This window comes from Shewanella sp. SG44-2 (genome assembly GCF_014164215.1).
In the GTDB taxonomy this organism is placed as follows: Bacteria; Pseudomonadota; Gammaproteobacteria; order Enterobacterales; family Shewanellaceae; genus Shewanella; species Shewanella frigidimarina.
This window is the reverse complement of the sequence record NZ_JACJEU010000070.1, coordinates 1-1,256: the sequence shown is the minus strand read 5'-3', so window position 1 is coordinate 1,256 and position 1,256 is coordinate 1. Positions and strand designations below refer to the sequence as shown.

The window sequence follows — 1,256 nt, the reverse complement described above, 5'->3', positions numbered from 1 at the left end:
TATTGTGGCTTAATGAATCTGTACACCGATTGAGGTAAACTTCCCTTAAGATAAAACGGTGTAAAAAAGTAATGAAAACTCAACCAACTTACTCAACAGAATTTAAAATAGATGCTGCAAACCTCGTTATTAAACAAGGTTACACAACGAGTGAAGCTTCCAAGGCTACGGGGGCAGGTCCAACAGCGATTAGACGTTGGGTGACTCAACTTAGACAAGAATTTGAAGGTATTACCCCATCATCTCATGCCATCACTCCTGAGCAAAAACGAATTCAAGAGCTTGAAGCGCAAATTAAGAAGATTGAATGGGAGAAAGACATCCTAAAAAAGGCTACCGCTCTCTTAATGCAAGACAACATCAAACGATAGCGTTAATTGAATCGTTATCGAGAGAGCAGAACATCGTCAAACAGCTTTGTCATTTATTTGAAATACCGCGAAGCAGCTACCATTATCATCTCAAACATCGTGGATTAGTGAAGCCTGAACGAGAAAAATTGCGCCAGCAAGCGATTGCAATCCACCGTGATAGTCGTGGCTCTGCAGGGGCAAGAACGATAGCAGGCCAGCTTAATCAACTGGGTGAAAATGTTGGCCGTTATAAGGCCGCGAGTTTAATGAGAGATGCAGGGCTAATCAGTAACCAACCCAGAAAGCATCGTTACAAGATAGCAAATGATGAATCTAAAATAGCCCCTAATTTGTTAAAGCGGCAGTTTAACGTTGAAGCAATAAATCAGGTTTGGTGTGGTGACGTGACCTATGTTTGGTCTGGAACCAAATGGCTCTATTTAGCGGTGGTAATGGATTTATACGCGAGAAAGATTGTGGGTTGGGCGTGCTCTGACAGTCCGAATACTGATTTGACCTGTGCAGCATTAAGAATGGCATTTGAAAGTCGTGGGCGTCCAAGAAACGTAGTGTTTCACTCTGATCAGGGTTGTCACTACAGTAGCCTTCAGTATCGACAAATGCTTTGGAAATATCAGATAACTCAAAGCATGAGCCGACGAGGAAACTGCTGGGATAATGCGGTAATGGAACGTTTTTTTAGAAGCTTTAAAACAGAATGGATGCCTAAGTATGGCTACAACAGTTTTGATGAAGCAAAGCATGATGTGCTGAATTATATATTGAAGCACTACAATATAAAACGGGGTCATAGTTATAACAATTATATGGCGCCAACAGCAGCCGAAATGGCAGCGTAAAGACGCAACTCCTGTTGGTGTACAGATTTAGTTGACCACATCA

1 protein-coding gene is annotated in these 1,256 nt (G+C 41.9%); it reads left to right on the top strand.

All coding sequences use genetic code 11. The annotated features are described in order from the left end of the window. The first annotated feature begins 71 nt into the window (after positions 1–71). Positions 72–1,213 (top strand): IS3 family transposase gene (locus H5181_RS20275; protein ID WP_182751890.1). Its coding sequence is split into 2 segments (ribosomal slippage): positions 72–324 and positions 324–1,213, totalling 1,143 coding nucleotides; the frame shifts between segments, so codons are not numbered across the junction. The last annotated feature ends 43 nt before the right edge of the window (positions 1,214–1,256 follow it).